This is a genomic window from Vibrio gigantis, assembly GCF_024347515.1.
Taxonomy (GTDB): Bacteria; Pseudomonadota; Gammaproteobacteria; order Enterobacterales; family Vibrionaceae; genus Vibrio; species Vibrio gigantis.
Map to the genome: position 1 here is coordinate 1,639,142 of NZ_AP025492.1, position 21,161 is coordinate 1,660,302.

The following is a 21,161-nucleotide window of genomic DNA, read 5'->3' on the forward strand; positions in this document are numbered from 1 at the left end:
GCGCCTTGAGGTCTTTAGATGGTAGATTTGGTGATATTAAGGAGGTGTTCGATGTTCAATTGTCCAAATTGTGGAGCGCCGGTTTCTGTTAAAGAGAAATCGAAGTTGCATCCTTCCAAGCCCATGACATGTAAACAATGCGCTCAAGTATTGAAGCCCTTTACTGTTTATTACTATTCACACTTTTTTGTTGCCCCTTTCTCGTTTTCGATTTCAACGAATTATGCTGGATTTAGCACCTTAGGTGCCGTGGCACTTAGTTTTACATTGGTTTACGTGCTGTTAGTGTGTCAGCCAATAAAGAAAGTAGTGTAATAGCCCCTCGCCAAAAAAGAAGATGCTTAGCCTTTGGTATTTTGGATCTAAGTCTGAGTTTATGTATCAAGATTTATGGTTCTAGGTTGGTGTTTTGTTTCCCATGACATAATACAGCGTAAGTTTTTACTGAAGGGGGCTGTATGAGTGATTCTCATTTTAAAAAAGATGGCACAGCGCAAGGCGTGGCAAAACAGCGTTTGATTGAAACATTAGCTAAGCCCGATAAACGTTTAATAAACGATCCTTACGCTGAACGGTTTGTTTTAGGGGCGAGTTTGATCAAGCTGATGGGCCATAAGCTTAGCGTTTGGATAACTCAAAAGTTCTCACCAGGCTTCCATGAACACCTAATCTCTCGTACACGCTTCATCGATGACCTCGTTGAAAAAAGTGTTGCTAGTGGAACAGATCAATACGTTATTTTAGGTGCTGGGTATGACTTGAGAGCTCATCGCCTTGAACTGCCATCTTCATTGCAGGTTTTTGAAGTGGACCAGCCCGAAGTCCAAGTTCGAAAGCGTTCCAAACTTCCTAAAGATTTGCCTAACGCGAGCAATGTTACCTATGTCGGTGTTGATTTTAACTGCCAGTCACTCACCGAACAGCTTTTGTCGGCGGGGTTCGATCAATCGAAGCGTACGATTATCACCCTAGAAGGTGTGTCGCAATATATAAGCAAAGACGCGATAGCTTTGACCATTAAAGAGCTGTCGGAGCTTACTGAGTCTGTTGGTTCTACTTTCTTTATGTCTTATGTCGATGAACGGCTACAGACAGACCCTAAGGCCTGCTTTGGTAAAGGGTACCCAAAGGCGGCTTGGCGAGCTGAAACCATTAAAAAGTTATCAGCAAAAGTGGGTGAACCTTGGGTATCGTTCTTCAACGCTGAAGAGATCAAAACGTTGTTGGCTGACAATGGCTTTTTATTAACGGAGAATAAGACCTTGGCCGACCTAAATGACGAATTTTTTACGCCGTTAGGTAGAGCCATTCCTGAACATCATATTTTCAAGCTAGAACACTTTGTCGTGGCAGAATCCAATATAACGGTAACTTAAGTGAACGAATCGATAGAAGCCAGATGACAAACCAGCAATAAAAGAATGAGACCGGAAAGTGATGACATTACGAGTAGTACCAGAGCTTTATTGTTTCGATATTAACGTGAGCAAATCCTTCTTTGTCGATGTGTTAGGGTTTGAAGTGAAATACGAACGTCCTGATGAGGAGTTCGCTTATCTAACGCTTGATGGTGTTGATGTAATGCTTGAAGGGATTGAGGGGAAAAGTCGAAAATGGCTTTCAGGTGATCTGGAGTTACCTTTAGGACGAGGCATTAATTTTCAATGGGACGTTATCGATATCGAGCGACTTTATCAGAGAGTTAACGAAAGTGCCCCCGATTCAATCTACTTAGCGCTAGAGTCAAAGTCTTATCAATGTGGGGACTCTATCGCGACTCAGAAGCAATTCATTGTTCAAACCCCAGACGGTTATCTCTTTAGGTTCTGCCAAGATATTCGTTAGATATAAGCCGTTAATCCAAAGATAGGAAGCCAATGAAATACCAATTAGATATAGAGCCTTCTGATGACGACATAAATGAAGTCAGAGGTGGATTAATCAAGTACAACACTCCGTTTTTGGAAGGGATCCCCAAGTCTCAAGTTGCGTACTATGCGATGGAAGAAGGTAACAAAGTCGGTGGTATTGTCGCTGACCTTTGGGGAAACTGGTTACTGATTAAATTCCTTTGGGTTGATGATTCGATGAGAGGAAAGCAAGTTGGCAGTGAGCTACTTGAACGTATTGAAGAGTATGCGCAGTCACTAGGATGTACGTCGTCACTGGTCGATACATTAAGTTTCCAAGCAAAGCCTTTCTATGAGAAACGAGGGTATGAATGCCAGATGGTGTTAGAAAATTACCCTGTAGATTCCTCGCTATCGTTTCTCACCAAGTCGCTCGTCAAAACGTAGTGAGTGAATGACTTATTAAGCGCGTATGTACAAGGAGAGTAGAGTGGTAAAGGTTCGGGAGATGGCAATTTCAGACTACGACTCGGTGATCGCGTTGTGGTGCCAGACAGAAGGCATGAGTATTCGCGATGCTGATTCTAATGAAAGTATTGCGAGCTATTTAGATCGCAACCCCGGTCTGAGTTTTGTGGCTGAGAGTCACAACGAGATTATTGGCGCTGTGTTAGTTGGAACGGATGGACGTCGGGGTTATTTGCAGCACTTAGCTGTCTCGGCTAATTTCAGAGGGCAAAAGTTAGGTTGTAAGCTTGTCGCTGAGGCGGTCAACGCACTTGCTGAGTTAGGTATCCCGAAGACCCACTTGTTTGTCTATAACGATAACATCAACGCTCAACAGTTTTACGAAAAGTTGGGCTGGTTTCCTCGAGATGAAGTTCGAATGTACTCGTTTAATAGCTCGGATAATAGTAACGTTTAACCTTATAGATTCGCGCTGGCGTAGCTTGAATTTGTCACAGGTTCACGCGCGCCTACCCAATATCAAAACAATTCTGGGGTAATTAGAAATGTTGTTCTCTAATCTGTCTAAACCATTGGTTCATGGCCCTGAGTTATGTTCTGAACTGCTCAATTTCTTAAGCGAGCATAAGAGTGATTTCGAAGAAAAGTTAATTCCAGATCTGTCATACATCGATGATATGGCACATGTTGTGAACGGTATTAAAATCAAAGACGTTCTGCACATCAATGCGAATCAATACCGACTTCAATACTCGTGTGATTGGGAGTTGTTTCTAGGTTGTTCGGATAGGAACGAAACCGGTGTAGAGAATGGAAGTGTTCTATTCACACTCGAGGACGATAACGTTATTAATATCAACTTCCCAAACTACGGTTCTCGAGACACTAGCGATGAGCTTTAGTCGATTTTTGTGTGTGTTATACAAAAGGAAGAACAATGATAACTATTGAAAGGCTTGAAGGTTCTCATGTCGCGTTAGTTCAGGCCATCCAACTAGCGGATGAACAGGTTAAGTTCGCTGGCACAGCGGCGGAGTTTTTAATAGACGGTAGTGAAACTACGCACTTGCACGTGATTAAGTTTGATAATGGTGTAGTGGGTTTCTTTAAGTTAGATATCGCTTATGCAGATCATTATGAATTTTGCCCTCAAGGAAGCCTTGGATTAAGAGCATTTGCGCTTGATAAAAACCAGCAAGGTAAGGGGTTGGGAACAGGGGCGGTGAAGGCGTTGTTTCCTTATTTAAAAGCCAATTACGCAGCGTATGATTCTATTTACTTAACCGTGAATTGCAAAAATCCCGTAGCATTTCACTGTTATAAGAAAGGTGGCTTCGAAGATACTAATGAACAGTATTTAGGTGGAGCAGCAGGCCCGCAATTTATCATGCGTGGTCGAATTGCTTAGTGATATTAAACCGATTAATTGTTGCGAGAAACTCCTGTAAGGTTTTATGCAGATTGAGATTCTTAAACGACACGAAAAGGAAATTTGATGAAAGTTCAATATCTTGAAATTGTTACCCCAGAAGTAGACGTCGTTTGTGCTACATACGCTCAGATCTATAACGTGAAGTTCAGTGATGCTGATGTGAACCTTGGTGGGGCGCGCACTGCAAAGCTATCTAATGGTGGGGTGATAGGTATTCGAGCACCGCTTCGTGAAACTGAAGAACCTGTTGTTCGTCATTACACGCTGGTTGAGGATATTCAGTCTGCGGTGAACTCAGCCGAAAAACTAGGCGCCGAAGTAGCGGTGCCGCCAATGGAGTTACCACGTCATGGGATGTGTGCGATTGTTATTCAAGGTGGCGTTGAACTCGGATTCTGGCAGTTGTAGGTGATGTCTAACCTTTAGATAGTGAACAACGAGATACTACGATTTATGAACGACACCTAGTGTCTTTACCGGCTTCATGGCATCATTCCCCTCAGCTAAAATCCCAACAAGGTATGTTATGAAACAGAATATTGTCCACATTGCATTAGTGGTAAAAGACTACGATGAAGCGCTTGATTTCTATGTAAACAAGCTTCAGTTTGATCTCATCGAAGACACGTATCTACCAGAAGAAGATAAGCGTTGGGTTGTTGTTGCTCCACCAAACTCAACTGGTGTGAGCCTGCTACTTGCTAGAGCCTCCAAGCCAGAGCAACTTGATTTTATCGGTAACCAAGCTGGTGGGCGCGTATTTTTATTCTTAAACACCGATGATTTCTGGCGTGACTACGAACGTATGACGTCTTTGGGCATTAACTTTGTCCGAGAGCCTAAAGAGCAAGACTATGGTACCGTCGCTGTTTTTGAAGACCTCTATGGTAACTTGTGGGATCTGCTTCAGTTAAACCCTGAGCATCCAATGGCTAACAGGTAGATAAACTAAGCTCAAAGCCTTAATTTGAGCGATACGGATTTGTAGGAACGACATGGAAGTCAGAAGGTATCAACCCAAGTATTCAGCAGCTTTGCAGGCAATCTATTTAGAATCCAGACAGAACACCTTTCATTGGGCTGATGCCAACGCCTTTAAGTTATCTGATTTTGACCAAGACACCGAAGGTGAGCAAATATGGATGGCTGTTTCTGGCGAAAAGGTTTTAGGTTTTGTTTCCGTTTGGGAAGCTGAGAGCTTCATCCATCACCTATATATTTGTCCGAAAGCGCTACGTTCTGGTGCGGGTTCGGCTTTACTTAATACCTGCAAACAACATTACTCAGTTCTGACTTTGAAGTGTTTGACTGCCAATGAAAACGCCATCGGCTTTTATCGCTCGCAAGGCTTTGTTATCTCGTCCACAGAAGGTGAGGGATTAGAGCGTTATCACTTAATGACCTACCAAGCTTAGTACTAATAACCATAGCAATCACAAGCGCTGCAATTACAACAAGGGTCATCAAGTTGGGAGTTTAAACCGAGAATATGGAAATAAAACAGATTTCAGCGACGGAGGTGCTTGCTGTTCGGCATCAAGTGCTTTGGCCTGATAAACCGATGTCATTTTGTAGGATACCCGATGATGATCAAGCAACGCACTACGGTGCGTTTGTTGGTGAAATGTTGGTTTGTGTCGCGTCTATCTATATTCAAGGCCATGAAGCGAGGTTGAGAAAGTTTGCCACGTTGCCTGAATTCCAAGGGCAGGGAATCGGTTCAAATGTAATTGAGCATTCCATCTCTAATCTCAAAGATTTAAACATCCGATATTTTTGGTGTGATGCACGTACAACGGCTTTAGGTTTTTATCAAAAATTTGGGATGGCTGCAGAAGGCTCTGAGTTTGAAAAGTCGGGTGTTAGGTATTACAAAATGTCGGTTCATTGGGTGTAACGAGCTAATGTGGCTCTGTTAACCCTCTGCCAATCTAAGTCATCAACTTAAGTTAAGGGAGTTCATCGTGGAAGAAATCAAAGGCATTCTGCAATTCATGGTCGAAATCGAAAAATTAAAGGATGTTCATCGACAAACAAAGCCTGTTGGACTGGAGCGATATGAAAACTCGGCGGAGCACAGTTGGCACGTCTGTTTAAGCGCGCTTATGTTGAAAGACTATGCCAACGAAGAAATTGATATTACGCGAGTGATGAAGATGCTTCTGATTCATGACCTAGGGGAAATTGACGCAGGCGACACCATCATTTATGCCAGTGAGACCGAAGAAAACAAACTCAAAGAGAGAAACTGCGTTGAGCGTTTACTGAAATCATTGCCTAGCCATTTAAGAGCAGAGTATTTAGAATTGTGGCTTGAATTCGAAGCGGGTGAGTCACCGGAAGCCAGGTTTGGTAAGGCGATCGATAGAGTGCCACCTTTGCTTCATAACATTCATGGTGGTGGCCACAGCTGGGAGAAGCACAACATATCTAAAGATAAAGTCATGACCTTTAATGGCGAGCGTATTTCTAAGGGCAGTAAGGCGCTATGGAGTGAACTTGAGGTGCAGCTCGAAACGGCAGCAAAACAAGGGTTACTGAAGTAGGTTAGAATGCACCTTGGGCTACAAGTGTCTCTTACTGACTTAATCAAATTATCGCCGCTCGCTTTCTAGAATGTGACATTCTCTTCAAAATATCGCGATACTGTTTATTTATACAGCTGTGGTGTGTATTCTCTATTTCCGACATAAGGAGTAGATAAATGACCATTAAATTTGAAGAAAAAGTCCCTAGCCCAAGCGAGTTTTGTGAGATGCGAGTTAAAGCCAAACTGTCACCTAAATCACTTAAGGCCGCCAAGATTGCATTGCCTAATAGTTTGTATGGCATTTCCATTCGAGATGGAGATAAGCTCATCGCAATGGGACGCGTTGTCGGTGATGGTGCATGTAACTTCGAGATTGTCGATGTAGCGGTAGACCTTGTATATCAAGGGCAGGGCTTAGGAAGAAAAGTAATGGAATACATCGAGCGTTACCTTTCTTCTGTTGCGCTAGAAGGTTCGTATGTTTCAATGATTGCAGACGAGCCAGCGTTTTACGAGAAGTTGGGTTATAAGCTTGTCTCACCTGTTTGCCAAGGAATGACAAAGAAATTCCAACCCAATATTGCGTAAATTAATAAGTGAGTAATAACGTATGAGTATCAAAGTGCAGTGGAATCGTGAGTGTCAGTTTAAAGTCACAACAGAAGGCGGGTTCAGCTTTGATATCGATGCCACTAGCAATACCGCTCCGTGTCCAACTGAAGTGTTACTGTCAGCGCTTGGCGGGTGCAGTGCGACAGATGTCGTTTTACTGTTGCAGGAAAAAGGATTCGAAGTCGAGGCTTTAGAAAACTCGGTGACACATACGTTAACCGACGACGAACCTCGTTTATACAAAACGGCGAATTTACATTTTACTGTGAAGGCGAAGGGTGTGTCAGAAAGCGATGTCCTTTCAGCCGCTAAAGAAGCCGTTGCCAAGCACTGTCATGTTTGTTTGATGCTTCAACCTACAATCGAGATCACTTGTTCTGTTGAAGTTGTAGCTTAACGCTGACTCACCGAGGCTTATCAATTAGATTAACCGTAACAGCAATAGATTCATGACACATGGTATTACTACCGTGTGTCTGCTCCTTTCAATTTAACCTTCTGATAAAAAATCCTTGTTAAATAATAAGTTAGAGTCTCCTACGATTACTTGTTACCATGTAGTTAGCTTTATAAATGTTAGTTAGAATATATGAATGATTGATAATAAATACATTAAGCACCCATACCATTGTGAAACCTGTCATTCATTGACTCCACACGTACCTGCCAGCCGTTCAGATTCTGAAACAAAAGCGGAAGCTGAATCAGAAGCGAGGCAGTGGAAGATTGGAATCTTGATAGAATATTTGATGACGTTATTTTTTAAGGATGACAAGCACGCTTCAAGTTTCTTCATTGATCAGGAAGCACAATACCAATGCGAGAAGTGCGGCACTAAGTCGTGGCATTGATAAGTATTAAGCTTGCCTTAAGAGCGTGTTTTTGCGATTCAAACCTGTTAGTAATCAGATTCTTAGATTACAGTAACCTGACTATGTGAGTGTTCAGGCGTTTAGAGGTTTAAATGGAATATGTAGAACTTGAGCCACGCGAAATCCCAATGGCATTGTTACTTGAAGCTGATCCATCAGAAGACAGTATTGAGTCATACCTGGATGAGTCATGGTGCTACGCTGCCAAGCAAGACAATCAAGTTCTTGGTGTCTGCCTTGTTAAGCTCATTGGTGAAAATGTCGCGGAAATTTTCAATGTGTCAGTAAGTCCTGCACATCAACAGCGAGGTATCGGCTCAAAAGTGTTGGCCTTCGCATTGAAGCAGCTCGCCCAACATGACGTTAAGCGCGTTGAGTTAGGGACGGGCACCTTTGGTTATCAACTTACTTACTATCAACGAGCAGGCTTTCGAGTCGATTCAGTCATCAAGAATCATTTCATCGATCATTATCCAGAACCGATCTTCGAAAATGGCATTCAACATCAAGACATGTTGAGGCTTTATATCGAACTCTAAGAACGTCTATACATAAGTTCTAGCATTAAAAATGACGAGTCTGAAAAGATTCAAATAGCGGTTCCTTATTGTTATGGAGGACAAAGGAAGTGATATACCCAAAGGCTTTAAACATCGGTGACAAAATTGGATTTTTCTCACCGTCTTCTCCTGCGACTGTGTTCGCTCCCAATAGGTTTGCTCGTGCTAAAGATTATCTGGAAGCGAAAGGCTTCACCTTGGTCGAAGGTTCATTAACGGGGAAGTCTGACTGTTATCGTTCTGGTTCTATTCAAGCAAGAGCCGAAGAATTAAACCAACTGATTCGTGATCCTGAAGTTCGCTGCATCATGTCGACGATTGGTGGCAATAACAGTAACTCGCTACTGCCGTATATTGATTACGAGGCGCTAAGAAAGGATCCGAAGATCATCATCGGATACTCAGACGTCACCGCATTGTTATTGGCGATTTATGCCAAAACGGGTTTAGTGACTTTCTATGGCCCGGCACTGGTCGCATCATTTGGTGAATTCCCGCCGTTAGTCGACGAAACCTTCCAATCATTTAGTGACTTCTTATGTCCAAACGCGAGCCAACATCAATACACTATGCCCAAGGTGTGGACGGACATCAAACACGACTGGGAGACACAAAACTCAGCCAAACCCGTCTATGAAAACGAATGGCATTTCATTGGTAATGGCAAGGTAAGTGGCCGCGTGATTGGCGGTAATCTGAGCACGATGGCTGGGATATGGGGTAGCCAATACATGCCGGAAATTCGAGATGGCGATATTCTCTTATTTGAAGACTCATTAAAAGGTATTGAGGCGGTTGAGCGTTCATTTGCTCACTTATTAGCATGTGGCATATTCGATAAGGTGGGCGCGATAGTACTCGGAAAGCACGAGTTGTTTGATAACAAAGGGACAGGGCGTACGCCACTCGACGTGCTTCTTGAAGTTCTAAATGAAAAAGACGTTTCGATACTGTATGGATTTGACGGTTGTCACACACATCCAATGCTCGTGACACCGATTGGTGTTCAAGGTGTGATTGATTTTGATGAGCATACGTTTGAGCTACACGGGCCTTGGGTCTCTAACTCTTAATATCTCAAAGTATTAGAACGCTGGGTACAAGTAATTGCATGATAATAAGACGCATTAGAAAGGTGATCCTCTCGGCAAACTGAGATTTGAAACAAGTCTATACTGAGGAAGGTTACGCCACGACGTTAAGATGGCGCGATAAACGTATGTTTAATTAGGTTAAACCTCAGAGGTAACAATGAAAAAACTACTACCCCTATGCGCCATCTTGCTTTCGGCATCCTTTTCAGTCGCCGCTTCTGACGGTTTGATAAAGTACCAAAGTAATTATTCAGTGAAAGAGACAGCCGACCGCTTTGAAGAGATAGCGAAAAGTAAAGGCCTGACATTGTTTGCGAGAATTGACCATCAGAAAAACGCGAGTAACGTTGACCTCGAACTCAGACCAACCGAGGTTATTATTTTCGGTAATCCAAAAGTAGGTACACCATTAATGCAATGTGCTCAAGAGGTCGCGATTGATTTGCCGCAGAAGGTGTTGGTCAGTGAAGACGCGAACAAGAAAGTGTGGCTGTCTTACAACGATCCTAATTACTTGCTAAACCGTCACGCGATTAACGGTTGTGATGAAGTGATTAAGAAAATCTCAGGCGTTCTAAGCAAACTGTCCGAAGCTACGATTGCAAAAAAGTAACCAAGTAAATGTAAAGCGCGAGTGCTGTTATGAAGTTTTTTGAAAAGATGATGGTGATGAGTGAAGATAGCTGGGCTCGTCACTCGAATCCACTCAGTGTATATACTCGCGTTCCTTGCTTATCTTTGCTCTCTCTAGCTATTTGGTCGAGAGAATACATTGGTTTCTACTCTATATTCCTCATCGGCTTCGCTTTATTCTGGATTTGGTTTAACCCAAGAGCGTTTGGTGTGCCAAAAAGCACAAGAAACTGGGCATCCAAAGCGGTATTTGGTGAGCGGATATACTTAGACAAATCACTGCTCGATATCCCACAACATCATTTAAAGGCGGTTCGTGTGATTAGCACGTCGATGGCACCGGGCTTGCCAATCTTGTTTTATGGTTTGTACCTCAATGACTTGTGGCTTATCGCGTTCGGCAACTTCTGGATCTTGGTACTTAAGCTGTGGTTCTTAGACCGAATGGTGTGGCTGTTTGATAGTATGAAAGCGTCGAACGCTCAGTTTAAGGCTTGGGAATATTAACCAACTACGTATCCAATACGTAACTCAAAATGATTGTAATAGGGGACAGCAGCTATTACTCGCTGCTGTCCGACTGTGTTCATTGACCGCCAAGATTAGTCTTTGAATTAAGTTCTAAGGTAAGGCGACCACTTCATATTCGTGAATCTTCACGCTGTTGTTTTCATCAACAGAAACTAACCAAGTTTCGTTCACCACAAGATCCACGGCTTGACCTTTCATTGGTGAGTCTGGGTATGTGTCTGCTTTAAGTCTTACATGCAGGCTCACTTGATATTGCGAACCCAATGGCTTGACCTCTAATTGTTCAATTTCATGAGAACAGATAGTCGGAGGTTCGATCTAATTTCACTCCTAGAGCATGTTGACAATCTATTCGCAATATATAAAAGTGATCGTATGAAAATGAATTTAGCGCAACTTAACCAACGAATTATCATCATTCCATAGGAATGGTGGGAGTGTTAATGCGCTTTGTTTATCGAACCCACCCGTTAAGGTGGGTTTTTTGTATCTGTCTTATGGGTTTTATCTGAATAGAGAGGAAGTCATATGAAAAAGATCGCGGTGTTTGGCAAGCCTGGGAGTGGAAAGTCCACAATTAGCAAAGTGTTAGCACTAGCTACAGGTATAGAGCTTCACCAATTAGACTCCATCGTTTACAAGGCGAATGGCGAGTTCGTTGATAGTGCTGAGTTTGCACAAGCACACGAAAGCATACTGAGTTCTGACAGTTGGATCATCGATGGCTTTGGCCCGCTAGACTCGTTTAACAAGCGTTTAGACGCGGCAGATACTTTGGTTTATATCGATCTTCCATATCCGGTGAGTTACTGGTTTGTGACCAAACGTATGTTGAAAGGTTTGTTTGTGAAACCAGAAGGCTGGCCTGAAGGCAGCTCAGTTGTGAAAGGGACAATACAAAGTTACAAAACACTAAAACTGTGCCCCAAATTTTGGAATGAAGACTTCAGATCACGCTTAGAATTACGAGCCAAAGATAAAGAGGTACACATCATCACAAGCGTAACTGAGCTAAACAACTTTGTACGCCAACACGTTGGTTAATAAGTAGAAAACCGAGATCACACGTGAGCATTTCGATTTGCGAAGAACTTTATAAAATGTATCGATTTAGTTCAACGTGTGGCATATTTGCCATGCGTTGAATTTTTGTGATTGGTAAAGGCTATAGATATTATGTATGGAAGTGAACAAACAAGAGCGTTCTGTTGTAACTGCAAAGAACTGACACTGCATAAGTACACTATGTTCAGTAACCAAGCCGAAAAAGCGCCAAAAGATGAAAAGAAGTCAGGGTTACTTGGAATGATTTTATCGTCGCTAGCTTCAAGCGGCGGAACCGGTGATTATAAATGTATAAAGTGTGGAACCAATTTGCGAACACCAGACAATCTAGATTGAGTTTGGCTTATACAAATAAAAACGGGAAGACCTCAATGATCTTCCCGTTAGGTATTGCTTAACTCATCGTGCTATTGGTAGTTTGAGTAAGAAGCCTTATGCACAACACTTCTTGTATTTCTTACCGCTACCGCAAGAACACGGGTCGTTACGGTTAGGGGTCTTTTCAAACGTCATCGTTTTTGGCTTGTTTAGTAGAGTATCAAGCTCGATGGTGTTCTCTTCTTTGTCTGCGTCGACTGTAATGGTAACGAAGATAGTATTTTCAGCGGCTAGTGCTTCAACTTCTGCTTTGCGCGCTTCAGTTTGAACCATTACTGCGATTGGAGATTCTTCAGTACCCGCTTTTACATCGCGGTTTACGTTGTAGCCAGCAAGAACGTGGTTCTGTCTTGTTTCGATACGGCCTTTGAAAAATAGTTTCGACATTGGGTACTCATTAAAAATGTTGAATGGCGCTATTTTTAACGGCGATAGCGCAATGGAGCGGGGATTATACGCATATATTGCGATTGATAAAGCAGTGATGTGAGTAAAGGCTGTTTGGTTTTTGTTTGTTAGTAAAGGTTCGTTCTTTAGCTTTGTTCTGATTAAACAAATTATGAAATTCGAGACAATAAGATTTCCCACAATAGGCTTTTGAATGATAAATTTAAATCATTAATTGAAACAAAGAGATAGTGTATGAAGTTAGATGCCATCCTGTGGGATTACGATGGAACCTTAGTCAATTCCGTTCCCAAAAATATCGCGATAACCAAAGACATTATCTCTGTGGTTGCTCCACACTTGTCAGGTGATAATTTACCCAAATACTTGTTGAGTGAAGCGCTTTATCATGAAGCCAACCATGGCGCTAAAAACTGGCAAGCCTTATATGTCGATTATTACGGCTTATCTCATGACGAAATGTTGATCGCTGGTGGAATGTGGGCAGAGCATCAAGAGAAAAACCAAACCGCCGTTGCCTTGTTTGACGGCATGGAAACGGTGGTCAATCAGTTTGCTCATCTTCCTCATGGTATCTGCTCTCAAAACTCTCAATTGAATATTCGCGCCGTGCTCGACAGTTATGGTATTGGCGGTTTGTTTAAATCGGTAGTGGGTTATGACGACGTCTCGAACGGCAACCAAAAACCGCATCCATTTGGTGGCGTGAAATGTGTCGAGAACATATTTGGCCCCAATAAGGCTAACGAGCTGTGTTTGATGTATATCGGTGACCATGAAGCAGACACACAGTTTGCGCGAAATATTGAAGCGGCATTAGGTAAGAACGCGAAAGTGATTGCTGTAGCCGCAGGTTATAGCCGATCCGAGCCTGAAAATTGGCAAACTAAGCCCGACTACATCGCTAATAGTGTCGATGATCTTTTAACGATCATTGGGAAATACGCTTAATCGATGGTGTGGCTGTGATTCAGTGTAACTGAACTAATTTAAGGAAGAGTGATGATACCAAAAGACGTGGTATTAGGTTTTTGGGATGCGATGCGTACCAATGACTTTGCGAAAGCGGCCGAATGGCTAGCGGAAGATTTTCAAGGTTATTGGCCTCAGTCGTCTGAATTGACGGTAGGGCGTGATAACTTCACAGCAATCAACTCTGAATACCCTGCGAATGGGATCTGGAGGTTTGAGCTTAATTCTATTGTTTACGAGGGTGATACTGTCGTAACCGATGTATTAGTGACAGATAGCGTATTAAACGATCGCGTGATTACCGTTCACACGGTTGTTGATGGTCTGATCCAAAAGCAAACTGAGTTTTGGCCAGATGGCTTTGCTGCACAAGCGTGGTGTTCAAAGTGGGTTCAGATAGCGAACCCTGAATCACTCAAGTAGCAAGGTCAAATGCAAGAACACCAAATACAAGAACACGAAGCTTACAATAGAGTATGTGCATAATAACAATGAGTTAAATAAAAAGTCAGCGAGTTAGGAGATTTCATGAACAAGGTCGTAATCGTTACAGGCGGAAGCCGAGGCATTGGTGCCGCTACATCGAAGCTATTAGCAAAACAAGGCTATGCGGTGTGCGTCAACTTCATACACAATGAATCAAGAGCTGATGAACTGGTGAATGAGATTCGTGATCAAGGCGGTACTGCTATCTGTGTGCGTGCCGATGTGTCGGTAGAATCGGACGTAAAATCCCTGTTCGAAATTGCCCGTCACAAGCTTGGGCCTATTACCCACTTGGTGAATAACGCTGGCATCTTGTTTACTCAATCAGCACTAGAAGACATCGAGATTGATCGCTTTGAAAAGGTGATGAAATCAAATGTTTCAAGCTGCTTCTTATGCAGTAAAGCTTTTATCAAACAAGCTGATGGTGCTGGGTCGATTGTGAATGTATCGTCTGCCGCTTCACGTACCGGAGCGCCATTTGAATACGTTGATTATGCGGCTTCGAAAGGCGCGATGGATTCACTGACCAAAGGCTTATCTCTTGAACTGGCTGCACGTAATATTCGCGTTAACGGTGTAAGGCCGGGTTGTATTTACACTGAGATGCACGCAGATGGCGGAGAGCCAGATAGAGTCGATAGATTAGCGTCGCAATTGCCACTACAACGAGGCGGCACACCAGAAGAGGTGGCTAACTCGATTGCTTGGTTACTGTCAGATGAGGCTTCTTATGTGACTGGCTCATTTATCGATATTGCGGGTGGTCGATAAGACACGTTGGCATTTACACTAAAATAAACTTCTTAAAACATTAAACACGCAACAAAAGTACCTAACTAAAAGAACGAAACTAAGAGTACAAACATGAAAAACTATTTTGAGAGTCCATTTGTTGGCAAATCACTCAAAGAACAAGTGACCAACCCAAACATTATTGTCGGTGAACATAGCTACTATTCAGGTTATTACCACAACCACAGCTTTGATGATTGTGCGCGATATCTTTTACCTGATAGAACAGACATCGATAAGTTAATCATCGGCAGTTATTGCTCGATTGGCTCTGGCGCCGTGTTTATGATGGCGGGCAACCAAGGCCACCAAAACCAATGGGTGAGTACCTTCCCGTTTTTTTATCAAGAGGATGAGAAGTTTGAAGGTGCGATAGATGGCTTCGAACGCTCTGGTGATACCGTGATTGGTAACGATGTGTGGATTGGCACAGAGGCCATGATCATGAGCGGTGTTAAGGTCGGTGATGGGGCTATCATTGCAAGTCGAGCGGTTGTGACTAAAGACGTTGCACCATACTCGATTGTCGGTTCAAACCCAGCTCGTCACATCCGTTATCGTTTCAATGAATCAGAAATCGCTCAGTTGCTAGAAATGAAATGGTGGGAGTGGAGCGAAGAACAAATCAAAGGCGCGATGTCGTTGATGTGTTCTTCTGATATCGATGGGCTTTACCAATACTGGAAAGTACTCAAGTAACCGCTGTTCCGTGAGCACTTTATCCTATCGTTACTACGTCATTTTATCGTTACCACTTTAGTTTATCGTGTCAGTCCAGCGTAATGAATTAGATACCAGCTCCGACTTGGAAATAGAGGGCGGTATCTTCTTCACTGAACGCAATATCAATCCCTGAAATCAGACCATAGCGCCTTGCGATAAGATAACGGAAACCCAAACCATAAGCAGCGTGAGAGCTTTGATCAAACATGTCTTTATCGCTGTTACCCGCATAGCCAATCCCCGTAAACACGGCGGTTGACCAACGTGGTGTCCATTGTTTGCTTACTTGAACTTCCGCTGCGACGGTGTGTTCACCTTGATAACGATTACGTGCGATACCTCTCAGCTCAATGTCTGGGTAATATTGAGGAGAAAGCACTCGTTCATTGGTCGACAATGATTTGTATTGTCCTCGCAATGCCAAGTTCCACTCCTTGTTTAACTCCCAGTAATTAAGCCCTTCTAAGTTAAACGTTTGATAAGTGTAATCACTGCCGATCGTGTCACCAAACCAAAGGTATTCCGCGACATAGTTGTAACCTTGCGTCGGATTTAAAAAACTGTTCTTACTGTCGTATTCGGCGATTAAACCTAAACCGGAAGAGGTCGGTGATGTGTTGCCGATGTTGTTCAAGATCTCTTGCGCTTTAGGATGATTATTAAGTGAAAGGGTGGGTGCGAAGAATTGTTGAGAAAATCCCAATAACCATTGGGTATCCGGCACTCTAAACTGGAGCTTCTGAATCCCGCCCATCCCCTTTAGCCCAAGCTCCACACCTTCGTTTGGATCGAGTGGAGACAACGCGTTAGAAGAGCTTTGTCGATAGAAGGTCATGTTGATATCACCATAACCTAAGCCACCAAGGTAGCGTATGGAATCTTCCTTCCAACTTCTCTTGTGACCAACAAACGCCATCCAAGTGCCGTTCTCTGTCGCAAAGCCCCCAACTGCAGTGATAGCCGGGGTGAGAAGTTGCGCGCCGCCATCGATGGATTTTTCAGCGAGCTCTTTACGCGTGTTTTTTTGCTCTTCAGATTCGTGCATGAAGATACCTGTGAAGCCACCACCGTATCCTACCGCAGGCTCTGTAATTAGAATTGGAACAGGAAGAAAACCGTAGGCATTTTCTGCGAGGTATTCTCCCATATCCAAGTGACCATCGATTTGGTCTATAAAACTCACCGCACCTGCTGTTGTAGAGACAAGCACGAGAGCGCTTGCGGCTAGGGGTTTTAAGTTCATAACGTTCCGTATTATTTACTATCCATTAAATTGAGTGTAATCAATCAAATAGATAGCGCAATAGAACGAGGTGCATTAACCGAGATATATGTACAAAAGGCGAATCGTACAGCGTTTACTACTGGATTGTTTCTATGTACGTCAGAATATCAAGAGCATCTTGTTTTGTTATAACACCCTGCCACGCAGGCATGCCTTGTTCTACATCTCCCTCTAAAATGTCATCTGCCAAAGAGCTTGGACTGGTAAAAAAGCCGCTCAGTTTATTAGCTATGTTCGCTGGCTTGTGTGGTAATGAAGCGGCTGTAGGGCCATCACCGTGCCCCTTGTCGCCATGACAAACCTGACAAAGTTGCCGATATTTTGCTTTGCCATTGGCGAAGTGGCTCGCATCAATTTCTGAGGCAGCACTTGCATTAAACGTCAACATTGAAGCGACCAACCCCAAGAAAGCTAACACGTGTAAATGGTTCATGTATTTCATTGTTTTATTCTCGATTATTATTTAACAATGAAAGAATAAGCAGGTGTGAGTAAAAGAAACGTGAATGAGAATGCCTGTTTAAACCTAATTCAAAAGTCGTTTTGGTTACGGGCGATCATCAATGTGACTTAGGTAAATGATTGATTATATGCATATTGCATAGTATGGCGTGTCGCATTAGCGTGGTGGATGAAATGGAGGGGATTATGATTAGTTGCAACGATTACGATTATATTGAGATTGTGTGTATGCACCGATACCCAATCAAGTTAACGCTGAAGTCTGGCGAGCAGATTGACTGTGTCGGGTTAGATACCCAGCGCAATGATAGCCGTGAAGAGTGCATTAAAGTTAGCATTCAAGGCGAACAACAACTAATCGTATTAACTCAAATAGCGACATTAGATGTTTGTGTCGACAACCCTCACTTTCAGCATGTCTCATTTAAAAAGTCTTAGGTTGGTAAATGAATAACACGATTGAGCAACGCTATTGCACGGCATGCCGAGAAGAAACACAGCATGTTGTTATATTGGTGCGCAAGAAAAGTGCATTTGCAGATAAGCCTAATCAAAAGCGAAGCGAGTTCTGGGCCGGCGTGATAAAAGGTTGGTTCCTTGGACCGTTTATCGCTTCAATGGATGAGTTTTCGCGCCATCTTGTCTGTGAAAAGTGTGGTCATAAAGAGATCCACGACTAGAATCGATTTGGCTTAACAGTTGACGCTTTAAAATGGCTTAGGAAATAGAAGAGTGAAAGAACAAGAATTAGAAGCGGTAAAAGCGTATGGTTTTGCGGTAAGAACTAACAATAACGATGAAGTTGACCCAGCTAAGGCAAAAATCGGGCAACTGTGGCAAGGCTTTTTCGAACAAGCGTTTCCTAAACTGACACCAGACTCAAAGGTATACGGCGTTTACACCAACTACGAGTCGGATTTTACGGGTGACTTTGATGTGATTGCTTGTACCAATGTGCTCACTGACACCACCATTGCCCAACTGATCGAAACAAAGATTGAAGCCGGAAAATACCTTACGTTCTCTGCAGAAGGCGAATTGCCACAAGCGGTGATCGATCTATGGGGTGAAGTGTGGGCGTATTTCAATACTGCGGATTGCCCACATGTTAGAACTTACACGACTGACTTTGAATTCTACAAAGGCGAAACTGAAGTCGAGATTTCCATTGCGATTAACTAGCCAACCTTAACAATAGGTTGAGAAAAGCCAATAGGTAAACCTATTGGCTTGTAGTCTTTTATTTGGTTCTGTTTAACGATTTAAATGGTTTGGTTCCGTTCATCATATTAATAGCTTCAGGGCCGGTGTGTTTTACAAGAGTTCCGTAAGCTTCATGGTGAATCATACCTATGTTCTTACAAACAATCTCTTCGCCATCACTATCTGATAGACAGTTTTCGTAATCAATACCATTAAGAGTGATCGAATTTATTGTATTGGTGTAAGAAAAATCGTTTCCGTAGAACCAAACTTCGCCATCAGTTCTGTCTCCACCAATACTTGTGTACTTGTTAAGATAACCGGGACTGGAAGTTCCTAATCGGTAATTATCATTATAGTTACTGACTAATTCTACATATTCGGCTTTATAATGGTTTTCACTTGAGTTTTCCCAAGTGACGTTACCATTTTTAGTCTCACGATTGTGCCAAGTACCATGCATATTAGAAATACCATCGGACTCAGTGTTTTCCCATGTCGAAATGGTAGTGTTTACATAAGTATTTTCGACTAACTTATCACTCCAAATATATTCATTCCAACACTGATTTATATTACATAACGCTTCCTCTTCTGGAGTGCGTGGTTGTTCATAAAAATCAGGGTCGTAGTGTGGGTTCTTAATCTCGCCTTCCTGCTCTGTTCTGATTTGTGTAGAAACAGTAGTAATTTTTTCACTCCAATGGCCAGGTTCAGCAACAACAACACTATCTTTAACAGTATCAAATTCCTTACTATGATAGTGATACTCGCCAAGCATATAATAGTCGGACTTCTTGAATACCTCACCACCAACAAATTGACCTTGGTTGTTTATAACCGTTTGGCCGTTAATTTGAATCTCACCGGCAACATCTAATATTGCATCACCTTGAGCGAAAGAAGTCGCAGGCAATAATAAAATTAGAGAAGTTAGAGTTTTTAAATTCATTTTCTTACCTATTTAGTAGATGTAATTCGGAAGTGACCATCAACGATTAGTTTTTCACCCGTTTTGAGATCAAGATTTTCGTTATTCTCTAAAACTAGAACCAAATTTGATTCTTCTGAGATATTCATTTGCCTGTAGCCTAGAAACCAAATTGATGATTGCTTTAGTTGTTCTTGGGTAATAACCCCCTCGGTTGGCAGCGGGTTTGGTCTTGTAGGGATGATTACATCAATAGGGTCGATAACAATGTCGCACGACTGGTCTATGTGACATTCGTCAACAGGAGTACCGATATCAATTGGGTCTGCTTCAAAGCCTGGGTCTATAGGCTCAATGACGACATCTATGGGCTCAATTATTAAGTCACCATTGTTATCTCTTAGATACCTTTCAAGTTTCTGGCGAAGGTCTATTACGATCGGGGGGTGAATAGGGTCAATAGAAATATCGCAATTCGTACCATCTTCTTCACAAGGTGTAATTGGTGAGTTACCTTGTGATAAATATTCTAAATAACTATACAAACTTAGATTTTCTAGATCTTCTGGAAGATCGATTAAGTTATCTAAAAATATTGATTGTAAATATTCTGTCACTTGCAAGTTGTTTTGTGCATAAGCCAATATATCAATAGCCGCTTGCTGAGTTTCTTGTATTGAACCACTTTTTAATTTATCGGCGTAAACCTGGGCTGCATCTTCATTTTCAGGCTTTATGATCGAATTGATAAAGTTAGAGAGTTCTGCTGGCGTTGAAGGAGCTATGTCTTGAATTGGTTCAACTAGAGCGGGTTTTGAAGAGTCGTCACTACCACACCCGAAGAGTGCTAAAGCAACGTAAGCAATACCAAAGGTTCTTAGTTTAGCCATTATACACCTGATCACTTAACACTACTTCCTTAGTGAGAAGTTGAATATCGATTATATGCGTCAAACACTTTCCGTATGGTTGATTGTATTTCAGTATTTTTAAGGAATGGCGTTCTAATGTCAATGTAATTTGGAAAATATATTATGTAAATCAATTATAAGTAAATGATGAGGAATACTTGTTGGGGGGGAGGGGAGCTAGCTTATGCAGCTTATATAAGAACAAGGAGTTGCATTATTTATGCTGCCCCATAAAGTTAAATGTTACCCAAAAAGACAATCTTGCTTGGTTTCATTCCATAAAGGGTATTGCTTCATGACTTGGGTGTAGAGCTTGCTATCAAGGTGCGTTCTTAACCAACGTCCTACGTTTTGATATTCAGATTTCACAAACCACTTCTTCTCGACTCTTACAAACTGGCTGACAAACGGCATGACCGCGAAGTCGGCCAAGCTTGGGGTTTCCCCAAATAAGTAGGGCTGATTTGTGAGTCGCGCTTCTAATTGACTAATGAACACTTCGCAAGCGTGTCGACGCAGCTCTACATCGATGTTCCGGTAGCGAACAGACGCACGATACTTTTCTAAGTGACCAATAAAGTCATCATCGTTGGTTCTAATGATCTGTTGGATTTGTTCGTTAAGTGTTGGATTGCTGGAGCGCAGAAGATCTTGAGGATCATTTTGTTGAAGTGCCCAGTTCATCACTTCTATGCTTTGTTCAATGATTTGTCCATTGGGTAAAACCAAAACAGGAACCGTGCCTTTTGGCGAACTGGCCAATAGTTCACTAGGCTTGTCTTTGGTAACGATTTCTCGAAGCAACACTTTTTGCTTTGATAGTGCGATGCCCATTCGCCCACGCATTGCGTAAGGGCAACGGCGTAAAGAATAAAGGATAGGTAGGTCGGATTCTTTCGGCATTATTGAGGTCATTTAGTTTGAAAAGTGTTGTACGGTGGTAAAGAGATCGTGATGTGG

General features: G+C 42.5%; 34 protein-coding genes. 27 read left to right on the forward strand and 7 right to left on the reverse strand.

Features of this window, described 5'->3' with window-relative positions:
* Positions 1–458: 458 nt before the first annotated feature.
* The 18 genes from OCV56_RS07425 (at position 459) to OCV56_RS07510 (ending at position 10,558) form a co-directional block, all read left to right on the forward strand.
* Positions 459–1,376: a class I SAM-dependent methyltransferase gene (locus OCV56_RS07425; RefSeq protein WP_086715611.1), complete on the forward strand. Its 918-nt coding sequence runs from the start codon at positions 459–461 to the stop codon at positions 1,374–1,376.
* A gap of 61 nt (positions 1,377–1,437) precedes the next feature.
* Positions 1,438–1,845 carry a bleomycin resistance protein gene (locus OCV56_RS07430; RefSeq protein WP_086715613.1) on the forward strand — a complete coding sequence of 136 codons (408 nt, stop codon included), beginning with the start codon at positions 1,438–1,440 and terminating at the stop codon, positions 1,843–1,845.
* Positions 1,846–1,877: 32 nt separating this feature from the next.
* Positions 1,878–2,297: a GNAT family N-acetyltransferase gene (locus OCV56_RS07435; RefSeq protein ID WP_086715615.1), complete on the forward strand. Its 420-nt coding sequence runs from the start codon at positions 1,878–1,880 to the stop codon at positions 2,295–2,297.
* Positions 2,298–2,340: 43 nt separating this feature from the next.
* Positions 2,341–2,775 (forward strand): GNAT family N-acetyltransferase, encoded by a 435-nt coding sequence (locus tag OCV56_RS07440; RefSeq protein ID WP_086715617.1) that lies wholly within the window; start codon positions 2,341–2,343, stop codon positions 2,773–2,775.
* An 88-nt stretch (positions 2,776–2,863) separates the two neighbouring features.
* The gene (locus OCV56_RS07445) at positions 2,864–3,220 is read left to right on the forward strand and encodes a hypothetical protein (protein ID WP_086715619.1); all 357 of its coding nucleotides are present in this window, start codon (positions 2,864–2,866) and stop codon (positions 3,218–3,220) included.
* A 35-nt stretch (positions 3,221–3,255) separates the two neighbouring features.
* On the forward strand, positions 3,256–3,726 hold the full coding sequence (locus OCV56_RS07450) for a GNAT family N-acetyltransferase (protein ID WP_086715621.1): 471 nt from the start codon (positions 3,256–3,258) through the stop codon (positions 3,724–3,726).
* A gap of 87 nt (positions 3,727–3,813) precedes the next feature.
* Positions 3,814–4,158, forward strand: coding sequence for a VOC family protein (locus tag OCV56_RS07455; protein ID WP_086715622.1), 345 nt, complete (start codon positions 3,814–3,816; stop codon positions 4,156–4,158).
* A 118-nt stretch (positions 4,159–4,276) separates the two neighbouring features.
* Positions 4,277–4,693, forward strand: a complete 417-nt coding sequence (locus OCV56_RS07460) for a VOC family protein (RefSeq protein WP_086715624.1) — start codon at positions 4,277–4,279, stop codon at positions 4,691–4,693.
* A 52-nt stretch (positions 4,694–4,745) separates the two neighbouring features.
* Positions 4,746–5,165 carry a GNAT family N-acetyltransferase gene (locus OCV56_RS07465; protein ID WP_086715626.1) on the forward strand — a complete coding sequence of 140 codons (420 nt, stop codon included), beginning with the start codon at positions 4,746–4,748 and terminating at the stop codon, positions 5,163–5,165.
* Between the two features lie 74 nt (positions 5,166–5,239).
* A complete protein-coding gene (locus OCV56_RS07470) occupies positions 5,240–5,647 on the forward strand; it encodes a GNAT family N-acetyltransferase (protein ID WP_086715627.1) in 408 nt (135 codons plus the stop codon).
* Positions 5,648–5,714: 67 nt separating this feature from the next.
* Positions 5,715–6,296 carry an HD domain-containing protein gene (locus OCV56_RS07475; RefSeq protein WP_086715629.1) on the forward strand — a complete coding sequence of 194 codons (582 nt, stop codon included), beginning with the start codon at positions 5,715–5,717 and terminating at the stop codon, positions 6,294–6,296.
* Between the two features lie 158 nt (positions 6,297–6,454).
* Positions 6,455–6,868, forward strand: a complete 414-nt coding sequence (locus tag OCV56_RS07480) for a GNAT family N-acetyltransferase (protein WP_086715631.1) — start codon at positions 6,455–6,457, stop codon at positions 6,866–6,868.
* A 22-nt stretch (positions 6,869–6,890) separates the two neighbouring features.
* Positions 6,891–7,289: an OsmC family protein gene (locus OCV56_RS07485; protein ID WP_086715633.1), complete on the forward strand. Its 399-nt coding sequence runs from the start codon at positions 6,891–6,893 to the stop codon at positions 7,287–7,289.
* 196 nt (positions 7,290–7,485) lie between these two features.
* Positions 7,486–7,743, forward strand: a complete 258-nt coding sequence (locus OCV56_RS07490) for a hypothetical protein (protein WP_086715634.1) — start codon at positions 7,486–7,488, stop codon at positions 7,741–7,743.
* Positions 7,744–7,856: 113 nt separating this feature from the next.
* A complete protein-coding gene (locus tag OCV56_RS07495; RefSeq protein WP_086715636.1) occupies positions 7,857–8,303 on the forward strand; it encodes a GNAT family N-acetyltransferase in 447 nt (148 codons plus the stop codon).
* 89 nt (positions 8,304–8,392) lie between these two features.
* Positions 8,393–9,397 carry a S66 family peptidase gene (locus OCV56_RS07500; protein ID WP_086715638.1) on the forward strand — a complete coding sequence of 335 codons (1,005 nt, stop codon included), beginning with the start codon at positions 8,393–8,395 and terminating at the stop codon, positions 9,395–9,397.
* Positions 9,398–9,575: 178 nt separating this feature from the next.
* Complete coding sequence (locus OCV56_RS07505) at positions 9,576–10,031, forward strand: DUF302 domain-containing protein (RefSeq protein ID WP_086715639.1); 456 nt, start codon at positions 9,576–9,578, stop codon at positions 10,029–10,031.
* A 29-nt stretch (positions 10,032–10,060) separates the two neighbouring features.
* Positions 10,061–10,558, forward strand: coding sequence for a DUF6653 family protein (locus OCV56_RS07510; RefSeq protein ID WP_086715640.1), 498 nt, complete (start codon positions 10,061–10,063; stop codon positions 10,556–10,558).
* A 114-nt stretch (positions 10,559–10,672) separates the two neighbouring features.
* Here OCV56_RS07510 and OCV56_RS07515 read toward each other — a convergent pair whose 3' ends face one another.
* A complete protein-coding gene (locus tag OCV56_RS07515) occupies positions 10,673–10,846 on the reverse strand; it encodes a hypothetical protein (protein ID WP_190960453.1) in 174 nt (57 codons plus the stop codon).
* A gap of 264 nt (positions 10,847–11,110) precedes the next feature.
* Between OCV56_RS07515 and OCV56_RS07520 the strand changes: the two genes are divergently transcribed.
* Both OCV56_RS07520 and OCV56_RS07525 read left to right on the forward strand, forming a co-directional pair.
* Positions 11,111–11,626, forward strand: a complete 516-nt coding sequence (locus OCV56_RS07520) for a P-loop NTPase family protein (RefSeq protein WP_086715642.1) — start codon at positions 11,111–11,113, stop codon at positions 11,624–11,626.
* Positions 11,627–11,758: 132 nt separating this feature from the next.
* A complete protein-coding gene (locus OCV56_RS07525; protein ID WP_086715644.1) occupies positions 11,759–11,983 on the forward strand; it encodes a hypothetical protein in 225 nt (74 codons plus the stop codon).
* Between the two features lie 96 nt (positions 11,984–12,079).
* On the opposite strand, the gene OCV56_RS07530 is transcribed toward OCV56_RS07525, so the two are convergent.
* The gene (locus OCV56_RS07530; protein WP_060981985.1) at positions 12,080–12,412 is read right to left on the reverse strand and encodes a PBPRA1643 family SWIM/SEC-C metal-binding motif protein; all 333 of its coding nucleotides are present in this window, start codon (positions 12,410–12,412) and stop codon (positions 12,080–12,082) included.
* A 255-nt stretch (positions 12,413–12,667) separates the two neighbouring features.
* Here OCV56_RS07530 and OCV56_RS07535 point away from each other — a divergent pair, with 255 nt between their 5' ends.
* From OCV56_RS07535 to catB, 4 genes are all read left to right on the forward strand, one after another.
* Positions 12,668–13,384, forward strand: coding sequence for an HAD family hydrolase (locus OCV56_RS07535; RefSeq protein ID WP_086715646.1), 717 nt, complete (start codon positions 12,668–12,670; stop codon positions 13,382–13,384).
* A gap of 51 nt (positions 13,385–13,435) precedes the next feature.
* On the forward strand, positions 13,436–13,828 hold the full coding sequence (locus tag OCV56_RS07540) for a nuclear transport factor 2 family protein (protein ID WP_086715647.1): 393 nt from the start codon (positions 13,436–13,438) through the stop codon (positions 13,826–13,828).
* 105 nt (positions 13,829–13,933) lie between these two features.
* Complete coding sequence (locus tag OCV56_RS07545; RefSeq protein ID WP_086715650.1) at positions 13,934–14,665, forward strand: SDR family oxidoreductase; 732 nt, start codon at positions 13,934–13,936, stop codon at positions 14,663–14,665.
* 93 nt (positions 14,666–14,758) lie between these two features.
* Positions 14,759–15,385 carry a type B chloramphenicol O-acetyltransferase gene (catB, locus tag OCV56_RS07550; RefSeq protein WP_086715651.1) on the forward strand — a complete coding sequence of 209 codons (627 nt, stop codon included), beginning with the start codon at positions 14,759–14,761 and terminating at the stop codon, positions 15,383–15,385.
* Between the two features lie 88 nt (positions 15,386–15,473).
* On the opposite strand, the gene OCV56_RS07555 is transcribed toward catB, so the two are convergent.
* Together OCV56_RS07555 and OCV56_RS07560 are read right to left on the reverse strand one after the other, a co-directional pair.
* A complete protein-coding gene (locus OCV56_RS07555; protein WP_086715653.1) occupies positions 15,474–16,652 on the reverse strand; it encodes a BamA/TamA family outer membrane protein in 1,179 nt (392 codons plus the stop codon).
* Positions 16,653–16,770: 118 nt separating this feature from the next.
* Positions 16,771–17,136, reverse strand: a complete 366-nt coding sequence (locus OCV56_RS07560; RefSeq protein WP_086715655.1) for a c-type cytochrome — start codon at positions 17,134–17,136, stop codon at positions 16,771–16,773.
* Between the two features lie 206 nt (positions 17,137–17,342).
* Here OCV56_RS07560 and OCV56_RS07565 point away from each other — a divergent pair, with 206 nt between their 5' ends.
* From OCV56_RS07565 to OCV56_RS07575, 3 genes are read left to right on the forward strand one after another with little or no spacing between them, the layout of a single operon-like run.
* On the forward strand, positions 17,343–17,594 hold the full coding sequence (locus OCV56_RS07565) for a Rho-binding antiterminator (RefSeq protein WP_086715656.1): 252 nt from the start codon (positions 17,343–17,345) through the stop codon (positions 17,592–17,594).
* An 8-nt stretch (positions 17,595–17,602) separates the two neighbouring features.
* The gene (locus tag OCV56_RS07570) at positions 17,603–17,836 is read left to right on the forward strand and encodes a hypothetical protein (RefSeq protein ID WP_086715658.1); all 234 of its coding nucleotides are present in this window, start codon (positions 17,603–17,605) and stop codon (positions 17,834–17,836) included.
* A gap of 52 nt (positions 17,837–17,888) precedes the next feature.
* On the forward strand, positions 17,889–18,338 hold the full coding sequence (locus OCV56_RS07575) for a GyrI-like domain-containing protein (protein WP_086715659.1): 450 nt from the start codon (positions 17,889–17,891) through the stop codon (positions 18,336–18,338).
* A 58-nt stretch (positions 18,339–18,396) separates the two neighbouring features.
* On the opposite strand, the gene OCV56_RS07580 is transcribed toward OCV56_RS07575, so the two are convergent.
* From OCV56_RS07580 to OCV56_RS07590, 3 genes are all read right to left on the reverse strand, one after another.
* Positions 18,397–19,311 (reverse strand): hypothetical protein, encoded by a 915-nt coding sequence (locus tag OCV56_RS07580; protein WP_086715661.1) that lies wholly within the window; start codon positions 19,309–19,311, stop codon positions 18,397–18,399.
* An 8-nt stretch (positions 19,312–19,319) separates the two neighbouring features.
* Positions 19,320–20,180 carry a hypothetical protein gene (locus OCV56_RS07585; protein WP_086715662.1) on the reverse strand — a complete coding sequence of 287 codons (861 nt, stop codon included), beginning with the start codon at positions 20,178–20,180 and terminating at the stop codon, positions 19,320–19,322.
* Between the two features lie 264 nt (positions 20,181–20,444).
* Entirely contained in the window at positions 20,445–21,104 is a 660-nt protein-coding gene (locus OCV56_RS07590) for a glutathione S-transferase (protein ID WP_086715664.1), read from the reverse strand.
* Between the last annotated feature and the right edge of the window lie 57 nt (positions 21,105–21,161).

Bases quoted from the DNA above. Each gene is read 5' to 3' on its own strand.
- catB (WP_086715651.1), top strand. From the start codon at position 14,759: ATGAAAAACTATTTTGAGAGTCCATTTGTTGGCAAATCACTCAAAGAA.
- OCV56_RS07435 (WP_086715615.1), top strand. From the start codon at position 1,878: ATGAAATACCAATTAGATATAGAGCCTTCTGATGACGACATAAATGAA.
- OCV56_RS07520 (WP_086715642.1), top strand. From the start codon at position 11,111: ATGAAAAAGATCGCGGTGTTTGGCAAGCCTGGGAGTGGAAAGTCCACA.
- OCV56_RS07470 (WP_086715627.1), top strand. From the start codon at position 5,240: ATGGAAATAAAACAGATTTCAGCGACGGAGGTGCTTGCTGTTCGGCAT.
- OCV56_RS07480 (WP_086715631.1), top strand. From the start codon at position 6,455: ATGACCATTAAATTTGAAGAAAAAGTCCCTAGCCCAAGCGAGTTTTGT.
- OCV56_RS07590 (WP_086715664.1), bottom strand. From the start codon at position 21,104: ATGCCGAAAGAATCCGACCTACCTATCCTTTATTCTTTACGCCGTTGC.
- OCV56_RS07530 (WP_060981985.1), bottom strand. From the start codon at position 12,412: ATGTCGAAACTATTTTTCAAAGGCCGTATCGAAACAAGACAGAACCAC.
- OCV56_RS07540 (WP_086715647.1), top strand. From the start codon at position 13,436: ATGATACCAAAAGACGTGGTATTAGGTTTTTGGGATGCGATGCGTACC.
- OCV56_RS07510 (WP_086715640.1), top strand. From the start codon at position 10,061: ATGAAGTTTTTTGAAAAGATGATGGTGATGAGTGAAGATAGCTGGGCT.
- OCV56_RS07495 (WP_086715636.1), top strand. From the start codon at position 7,857: ATGGAATATGTAGAACTTGAGCCACGCGAAATCCCAATGGCATTGTTA.
- OCV56_RS07570 (WP_086715658.1), top strand. From the start codon at position 17,603: ATGAATAACACGATTGAGCAACGCTATTGCACGGCATGCCGAGAAGAA.
- OCV56_RS07565 (WP_086715656.1), top strand. From the start codon at position 17,343: ATGATTAGTTGCAACGATTACGATTATATTGAGATTGTGTGTATGCAC.
- OCV56_RS07585 (WP_086715662.1), bottom strand. From the start codon at position 20,180: ATGGCTAAACTAAGAACCTTTGGTATTGCTTACGTTGCTTTAGCACTC.
- OCV56_RS07445 (WP_086715619.1), top strand. From the start codon at position 2,864: ATGTTGTTCTCTAATCTGTCTAAACCATTGGTTCATGGCCCTGAGTTA.
- OCV56_RS07525 (WP_086715644.1), top strand. From the start codon at position 11,759: ATGTATGGAAGTGAACAAACAAGAGCGTTCTGTTGTAACTGCAAAGAA.
- OCV56_RS07485 (WP_086715633.1), top strand. From the start codon at position 6,891: ATGAGTATCAAAGTGCAGTGGAATCGTGAGTGTCAGTTTAAAGTCACA.
- OCV56_RS07560 (WP_086715655.1), bottom strand. From the start codon at position 17,136: ATGAAATACATGAACCATTTACACGTGTTAGCTTTCTTGGGGTTGGTC.
- OCV56_RS07490 (WP_086715634.1), top strand. From the start codon at position 7,486: ATGATTGATAATAAATACATTAAGCACCCATACCATTGTGAAACCTGT.
- OCV56_RS07535 (WP_086715646.1), top strand. From the start codon at position 12,668: ATGAAGTTAGATGCCATCCTGTGGGATTACGATGGAACCTTAGTCAAT.
- OCV56_RS07450 (WP_086715621.1), top strand. From the start codon at position 3,256: ATGATAACTATTGAAAGGCTTGAAGGTTCTCATGTCGCGTTAGTTCAG.
- OCV56_RS07555 (WP_086715653.1), bottom strand. From the start codon at position 16,652: ATGAACTTAAAACCCCTAGCCGCAAGCGCTCTCGTGCTTGTCTCTACA.
- OCV56_RS07580 (WP_086715661.1), bottom strand. From the start codon at position 19,311: ATGAATTTAAAAACTCTAACTTCTCTAATTTTATTATTGCCTGCGACT.
- OCV56_RS07460 (WP_086715624.1), top strand. From the start codon at position 4,277: ATGAAACAGAATATTGTCCACATTGCATTAGTGGTAAAAGACTACGAT.
- OCV56_RS07465 (WP_086715626.1), top strand. From the start codon at position 4,746: ATGGAAGTCAGAAGGTATCAACCCAAGTATTCAGCAGCTTTGCAGGCA.
- OCV56_RS07455 (WP_086715622.1), top strand. From the start codon at position 3,814: ATGAAAGTTCAATATCTTGAAATTGTTACCCCAGAAGTAGACGTCGTT.
- OCV56_RS07545 (WP_086715650.1), top strand. From the start codon at position 13,934: ATGAACAAGGTCGTAATCGTTACAGGCGGAAGCCGAGGCATTGGTGCC.
- OCV56_RS07505 (WP_086715639.1), top strand. From the start codon at position 9,576: ATGAAAAAACTACTACCCCTATGCGCCATCTTGCTTTCGGCATCCTTT.
- OCV56_RS07430 (WP_086715613.1), top strand. From the start codon at position 1,438: ATGACATTACGAGTAGTACCAGAGCTTTATTGTTTCGATATTAACGTG.
- OCV56_RS07425 (WP_086715611.1), top strand. From the start codon at position 459: ATGAGTGATTCTCATTTTAAAAAAGATGGCACAGCGCAAGGCGTGGCA.